The sequence below is a fragment of the Streptomyces sp. NPDC014734 genome (genome assembly GCF_043083325.1).
Lineage (GTDB): Bacteria > Actinomycetota > Actinomycetes > Streptomycetales > Streptomycetaceae > Streptomyces.
In genome coordinates, this window is sequence record NZ_JBIBYN010000052.1 from 1 (window position 1) to 8293 (window position 8293).

Annotated in this window: 1 protein-coding gene; it reads left to right on the forward strand. The window is 70.6% G+C overall.

Features of this window, described 5'->3' with window-relative positions; translation table 11 throughout:
* Positions 1 to 8293: type I polyketide synthase (locus tag ACF1CT_RS37195; protein ID WP_391788462.1), on the forward strand; the 8293-nt coding region annotated here is incomplete at both ends.

Sequence of the window (8293 nt, forward strand, 5' to 3'; positions counted from 1 at the left end):
GCGTTCTTCGGTATTTCGCCGCGTGAGGCGTTGGCGATGGATCCGCAGCAGCGGTTGTTGCTGGAGACGTCGTGGGAGGCGTTCGAGCGGGCCGGCATCGACCCCGCCACCCTGCGCGGCCGCAAGGTCGGCGTCTTCGCGGGTACCAACGGCCAGGACTACCTGTCCTTGCTGATGAAGGCCCCCGAGGGGCTTGAGGGGCATTTGGGGACGGGGAACGCCGCGAGTGTGGTCTCGGGGCGCATCTCGTACACCTTCGGTCTGGAAGGTCCGGCGGTCACGGTCGACACGGCATGTTCGTCGTCGCTGGTGGCGCTGCATCTCGCGGTGCAGGCGCTGCGTCAGGGCGAATGCACGCTGGCCCTGGCGGGCGGTGTCACCGTGATGTCCACCCCTGAGAATTTCATCGACTTCAGCCGTCAGCGTGGTCTCGCGGCGGATGGCCGTATCAAGGCGTTCGCGGCGGGTGCGGACGGTACGGGGTGGGGTGAGGGTGTCGGCATGCTGCTCGTGGAGCGGCTGTCGGACGCGCGGAGGAACGGCCACCCGGTCCTGGCCGTGGTGCGGGGTTCGGCGGTCAATCAGGATGGTGCGAGCAATGGTCTGACGGCGCCGAACGGTCCTTCGCAGCAGCGGGTGATCCGTCAGGCCCTGGCCGGTGCCGGACTGACCACGTCGGACGTGGACGCCGTGGAGGCGCACGGTACGGGGACGACGCTGGGTGACCCGATCGAGGCGCAGGCGCTGCTGGCCACCTACGGCCAGGACCGTCCCGGGGACCGGCCGCTGTTCCTTGGTTCCATCAAGTCGAACATCGGCCACACCCAGGCCGCGGCCGGTGTCGCAGGGATCATCAAGATGGTCAAGGCCATCGAACACGGGGTGCTGCCGCAGACCCTGCACGTCGACGAGCCGACCCCCCACGTGGACTGGTCGACGGGCGCGGTCGAGTTGCTGACCGAGGCCGTCGACTGGCCGGAGACCGGCCGTCCGCGCCGCGCGGGCGTCTCCTCCTTCGGTATCAGTGGCACCAATGCCCACACCATCATCGAGCAGGCCCCGACCGAGGAGGCTGCCAAGGGCGACACCACGGCCACGCCGGTCGTTGCGCGCGTCGTCGCCCCACTGCCGTTCGTACTGTCGGCCAAGGGGCCCGAGGCGCTGGTGGAACAGGCCGCGCGACTGCGCTCGCACCTCGCGGAGCGACCCGAGACCGAACTGCTCGATCTCGCCCATTCGCTTGCCATAGGCCGTGCCGCACTGGAGCGAAGGGCGGTGCTGGCTGCGACCGATCGTGGCGAGTTGCTCGCGGTTCTGGAGGGGTTGGCTTCCGGGCGGGGTGTTGCTGGTCTGGTCGAGGGTTCGGTGGTGGAGGGCCGGACGGCGTTCCTGTTCACGGGTCAGGGGAGCCAGCGTCCGGGTATGGGGCGTGAGCTGTACGAGGCGTTTCCTGTGTTCGCGGATGCGCTGGATGCGGTGTGTGCTCATCTGGATGTGTATCTGGACCGTCCGTTGCGTGAGGTCGTGTTCGGTGACGACGCCGAGCCCTTGGACCGGACGGGGTTCACGCAGCCCGCGTTGTTCGCGGTCGAGGTGGCGTTGTTCCGGCTGCTCGAAGCCTGGGGTCTGCGCCCCGATTTCCTCTCCGGGCACTCGATCGGTGAGTTGGCTGCCGCGCATGTGGCGGGGGTTTTGTCGCTTGCGGATGCGGCGAAGCTGGTGGCGGCGCGTGGGCGGTTGATGGAGGAGTTGCCGTCCGGTGGGGCGATGGTGGCGGTGCAGGCGTCGGAGGACGAGGTGCTGCCGCTGCTGACCGAGGGCGTGAGCATCGCCGCGCTGAACGGTCCGCGGTCCGTCGTGATCGCGGGCGACGAGGACGCGGCTCTCGCGATCGCGGCAGGTTTCGAGGCGCGGGGGCGGAAGACGAAGCGGCTTACCGTTTCGCACGCGTTCCACTCGCCCCGCATGGACGGGATGCTGGAGGCGTTCCGCGAGGTCGCGGAGGGGCTGTCGTACGAGGCGCCGCGCATTCCGGTCGTGTCGAACCTGACCGGTGGTGTGGTGTCCGCCGAGGAGATCACCGACCCCGGTTTCTGGGTGCGGCACGTCCGCGAGGCGGTCCGCTTCGTCGACGGTGTCCGTGCGCTGGAGGCGCAGGGCGTCACGACCTTCGTGGAGCTGGGTCCGGACGGGGTGCTCTCGGCCATGGGCCAGGAGTGCGTCACCGGCGAGGACGCGGCTTTCGCACCGGTACTGCGCAAGGGCCGTTCGGAGGCCGAGACGCTGACCGGTGCGCTGGCACAGCTCTACGTCCGGGGCGTGACCCCGGACTGGTCCGCCTATTACACCGGCACCGGCGCGCACCGGGTCGATCCCGCAGAGCTGCCGACGTACCCCTTCCAGCAGCAGCGCTTCTGGCCCGCGGCCACCCCGGCCTCCGGCGACCCCGAGTCGATCGGGCTCGGCGGTGCGGAGCACCCCCTGCTGGGTGCGGCGGTACCACTGGCGGACGCGGACGGGTTCCTGTTCACCGGGCTGCTGGCCACTCGCACCCATCCGTGGCTGGCCGACCACGCCATCATGGACACGGTGCTGCTGCCGGGAACGGCCTTCGTCGAGTTGGCGCTGCACGCAGGTGCACAGGTCGGTTGCGAGCGACTGGACGAGCTGACACTGCAGGCGCCGCTGGTGCTGCCGGAGCGGGTCGCGGTGCAACTCCAGCTCGTCGTGGACGGGCCGGACGAGTCCGGCCGCCGCTCCTTCAGCCTGCACTCGCGCCGCCAGGACGCGCTCGCGGCCGAGCTGTGGACCCGGCACGCCAACGGTGTGCTGTCCACCACCGAGCAGAGCGTTCCCGGCGACCTCACCGCATGGCCGCCGCAGGGTGCTGCTGTCATTCCCGTCGACGGCCTCTACGAGGAACTGGCCGGGGCGGGACTGGGCTATGGCCCGGTCTTCCAGGGGCTGGCGGGTGCCTGGCGGCTGGGGAACGACCTCTTCGCCGAAGTTCTGCTGCCCACGGTCGAGCAGGTACCGGGCGTACGGGGCGCGGAGGCCGACCGATTCGGCCTGCACCCCGCGCTGCTCGACGCCTGCCTGCACGTCATCGGTCTGGACGCCCCGGACAGGGGAGACGCTCCGGCCGAGGGCGCGCTGCTGCCCTTCGCGTGGAACGGTGTGCAACTGCTGGCCGCCGGCGCCGGTGTGCTCCGTGTGCGACTTACCGAGCAGTCGGAAAACACCATGTCCCTGCTCGTTGCCGACGGCACCGGGGCGCCGGTCGCCACAGTCGATTCGGTGGCACTGCGTCCGGCTTCCGCCGAACAGGTACGGGCCGCACGGAGCGGGCTGCATGAGTCACTGTTCCGACTGGAGTGGACCGCTGTTCCGGTTCCCGCCGCGGGAACCGCGACCGGTGAGTGGGTCGTGCTGGGCGCCGACGCTGCCGAATCCACCGGGCTGGACGAGGCGTTCGGAACCGGTGCCGGACCTACCGCATACCGCGACTTCTCGGAGCTGCGTGCGGCCATGGAGGCAGGTGCGCCCGTGCCGCACACCGTCCTCATAGGTGGAACCGACGGAAGCGCCGGGATCGGTGAGGACACCTGGATCGGTGAGGACACCGGGACCGGCGCGGTTGCCGCGCACGCCGCGCACGCCGCCACGCTGCGCATGCTCGAACTGCTCCAGTCCTGGTCGGCCGACGAGAGGCTCGCCGAAACGCGGCTGGTACTGCTGACGCGTCAGGCGGTGGAGACCGAGGCCGGAGCGGGCATCGCGGACCTGCCGTCGGCCGCCGCACGTGGGCTGTTCCGCTCCGCGCAGTCGGAGAACCCCGGTCGGCTGACCCTGCTCGACACGGACGGCCTTGCGAACTCCTACCGGAAGGTGCCCGCCGCGCTCGCCACGGACGAGCCGGAGCTCGCACTGCGCGACGGCGCGGCCCTGGCCCCCCGGCTGGCCAGGGTGGCGGTGGGTGAGGGTGTCGGCGGTGTGGTGTGGGATGTGCGGGGGACGGTGTTGGTCACGGGTGCGAGTGGCCAGTTGGGTGGGTTGGTCTCTCGTCATCTGGTGTCCGTGTGTGGTGTGCGGAATGTGTTGTTGGTGAGTCGTCGGGGTGGTGGGGCGCCGGGTGCTGCGGAGTTGGCGTCGGAGTTGGGTGGTCTGGGTGCGTCGGTGACGTGGGCGGTGTGTGATGTGGCGGATCGGGAGGGGTTGGCCGCGGTGCTGTCCGCTGTTCCGGCGGAGCATCCGTTGACGGCGGTGGTGCATACGGCCGGTGTGCTGGACGACGGCGTCATCGACTCACTCACCCCCGAACGGGTCGGGCGGGTGCTGCGGCCCAAGGTCGACGCCGCGCTGAACCTTGACGAGCTGACTCGCGGCCTCGACCTTTCCGCGTTTGTGGTGTTCTCCGGCGCCGCCGCCGCGTTCGGCGCGCCGGGGCAGGGCGGCTACGCCGCCGCCAACGCGTTCCTGGAGGCTCTGGCCCAGCGCCGCGCCGCCCAGGGACTTCCCGCGACCGCGCTGGCGTGGGGGCTGTGGGCAGGTTCCGGCATGGCCGCAGACCTGGACGAGACGGACCTGCGGCGCATCGCGCGCGGCGGCGTCGCCCCGATGACCGCCGACGAGGGCCTCGCGCTCTTCGACGCCGCCCGGGCGGACGGTGGAACCGTGCTGTTCCCGATGCGGCTCGACCACGCGGGGCTGCGTACCGAGGCCGCCGCGACCGGCACCGTGCCGGCGCTGTTGCGCGGACTGGTACGCGTCCCGGTCCGCCGCGCGGCTGCGGCAGCGGCCGTGGCGGCAGACGGTTCCTCGCTGTCCCAGCGGCTTCGTGCGATGGCCACCAACGCCGAACGGGAAGCAGCACTCCTGGAGTTGGTGTGCGGCCGGGTCGCCGGAGTGCTCGGATACGCCGGTCCGGAAGCCGTGGACGCGGCACGGGCGTTCAAGGAACTGGGCTTCGACTCGCTCACCGCTGTCGAACTGCGCAACGATCTCAGGACGGTCACCGGCCTGCGCCTTCCCGCCACCCTGGTCTTCGACTATCCGACCCCCACCGCCCTGGCGGGACATCTGCGGGACGAGCTGCTCGGCACCGAGCAGACCGAAACCCCGCCGACCGTCGTCGCCACGGCTCTCGCGCCGACCGACGACGATCCGGTCGTGATCGTCGGCATGGGATGCCGCTTCCCCGGCGGGGTGCGTTCGCCGGAGGACCTGTGGCATCTCGTGGCCACCGGTGGGGACGGCGTCTCCGGCTTCCCCGTCGACCGCGGCTGGGACCTGGACGCGCTCTACCACCCGGACCCCGACCATGCGGGCACCAGCTACACCCGCGAAGGCGGCTTCCTGTACGACGCCGCCGACTTCGACCCGGCGTTCTTCGGTATTTCGCCGCGAGAGGCCCTTGCCATGGACCCGCAGCAGCGGTTGCTGCTGGAGACGTCGTGGGAGGCGTTCGAGCGTGCGGGCATCGACCCGGTAACCGTTCGGGGCAGTAGGACCGGTGTGTTCGCGGGTGTGATGTACCACGACTACGTCACCGGCACGGACGGCATTCCGGACGGGGTCGAGGGCTACATCGGCACCGGCAACGCGGGCAGCATCGCCTCGGGCCGAGTCGCGTACACCTTCGGTCTGGAGGGCCCGGCGGTCACCATCGACACCGCGTGCTCGTCCTCGTTGGTGGCGCTGCACTGGGCCATCCAGGCACTGCGCAACGGTGAATGCGAACTGGCCCTGGCCGGAGGCGTCGCCGTGATGGCGACCCCGGAGACCTACGTCGACTTCAGCCGCCAGCGCGGTCTGTCCACCGACGGCCGTTGCAAGTCCTTCGCGGCGTCGGCCGACGGCACGGGCTGGGCCGAGGGTGCGGGCATGCTGCTGGTCGAGCGCCTCTCGGACGCGCGGAGGAACGGTCACCCGGTCCTGGCCGTGGTGCGGGGGTCGGCGGTGAACCAGGACGGTGCGAGCAATGGTCTGACGGCGCCCAACGGTCCGTCGCAGCAGCGTGTGATCCGTGCGGCGCTGGCCGGTGCGGGTCTGAAGGCCACCGACGTGGACGCGGTCGAGGCGCACGGCACGGGGACGACGCTGGGTGACCCGATCGAGGCGCAGGCGCTGCTGGCCACCTACGGCCGGGAGAAGTCCGTGGACCAGCCGTTGTGGCTGGGTTCGATCAAGTCCAACATCGGTCACACGCAGGCGGCGGCCGGTGTCGCGGGCATCATCAAGATGATCATGGCGATGCGCCATGGTGTACTGCCGAAGACCCTGCACGTCGACGAGCCCTCGTCGAAGATCGACTGGGAGACGGGCGCGGTCGAGTTGCTGACCGAGGCCGTCGACTGGCCGGAGACCGGCCGCCCGCGCCGCGCGGGTGTCTCCTCCTTCGGCATCAGCGGCACCAACGCGCACACGATCATCGAGCAGGCGCCGGCAGCAGATGCCACGGTCGCCGATGCCACGGTGGCCACCGAGTCGGCCTCGGCACCGTCATTCGTCCCGTGGCCGCTCTCGGCAGTGGGCCAGGACGCACTGCGTGACCAGGCCCGCAGGCTTCGCGACCATGTCCTCTCCACCGACGACCTCGACTGCGCCGACATCGGTTACTCGCTGGCGACCGGTCGCGCGACCTTCGAGGACCGCGCGGTTCTGGTGGCGCGGGACCGCGACGGCTTCCTCCGTGCCCTGGCGGCCCTCGCCACCGACGAACCGGCCACAGGTGTGGTGCGTGGTTCGGTGGCCGGTGGTAAGTCGGCTTTCCTGTTCACGGGGCAGGGGAGTCAGCGTCCGGGTATGGGGCGTGAGCTGTACGAGGCGTTCCCGGTGTTCGCACAGGCCCTGGACGCGGTGTGTGCGGAGCTGGACCGGCATCTGGAACAGCCGCTGAAGTCCGTGCTGTTCGGTGATGATGCCGGGTTGATCGGCCGGACGGGGTTCACGCAGCCCGCGTTGTTCGCGGTCGAGGTGGCGTTGTTCCGGCTGCTCGAAGGCTGGGGTCTGCGCCCCGACTTCCTCTCCGGGCACTCGATCGGTGAGCTGGCCGCCGCCCATGTGGCGGGTGTGCTGTCCCTGCCCGATGCGGCGAAGCTGGTGGCGGCTCGTGGGCGGTTGATGGAGGAACTTCCCGCTGGTGGGGCGATGGTGGCGGTGCAGGCGTCGGAGGACGAGGTGCTGCCGCTGCTGACCGAGGGCGTGAGCATCGCCGCGCTGAACGGTCCGCAGTCCGTCGTGATTGCGGGCGACGAGGACGCTGCTGTCGCGATCGCGGCAGGTTTCGAGGCGCGGGGCCGGAAGACGAAGCGGCTTACCGTTTCGCACGCGTTCCACTCGCCCCGCATGGACGGCATGCTCGACGGCTTCCGCGAGGTCGCGGAGGGGCTGACGTACGAGGCGCCGCGCATTCCGGTCGTGTCGAACCTGACCGGTGGTGTGGTGTCCGCCGAGGAGATCACCGACCCCGGTTTCTGGGTGCGGCATGTCCGCGAGGCGGTCCGTTTCCTGGACGGTGTCCGTGCGCTGGAGGCGCAGGGCGTCACCACCTTCGTGGAGCTGGGTCCGGACGGGGTGCTCTCGGCCATGGGCCAGGAATGTCTCGTCGAAGGCGGTGCGGCCTTCGTCTCCGTGCTGCGCGGCGGCCGACCCGAGGCGGAGACTCTCACCACCGCCCTCGCGGGGCTCCAGGTGCACGGCGTCATGCCGGACTGGCAGTCGTTCTTCGCCGGGACGGGTGCGCGGCGGGTGGACCTGCCGACGTATGCGTTCCAGCGGCAGCGCTACTGGCTGGACATCCGGACCGGCGGTACCACTGCCACGGAGGAGAACAGGGACTCGATCGACGCCCGCTTCTGGGAAGCGGTGGAACGGGAGGATCTCGACTCGCTGGCCGAGACGCTGGAGGTCGACGGCGAGGGCGCGTTGGAAGCGCTGCTTCCGGCGCTGTCGGCGTGGAGGCGTCAGCAGCACGTGCGTTCGGCGGTGGACGGCTGGCGCTACCGCGTCACCTGGAAGCCGGTGGGCGACCGTGCCTCCGGAATGTTGAGCGGTCGGTGGCTGGTCGTCGTCCCGGCCGCCGGCATCCCGTGGGCCGAGGACGTCGTGCGGATGCTCTCTCGGTGCGGCGCCGAGGCACGGGTGGTCGAGCTGGGTACGGAGTCCGACCGGGCGACGACGGCCGCACGGTTGCGTGCCGAGACCTCGGCCGGTGTGGAAGTGTCGGGTGTGTTCTCGTTGTTGGCGCTTGTGGGTGAGGGTGGTTTGTTGGCGTCGGTTGCGTTGGTGCAGG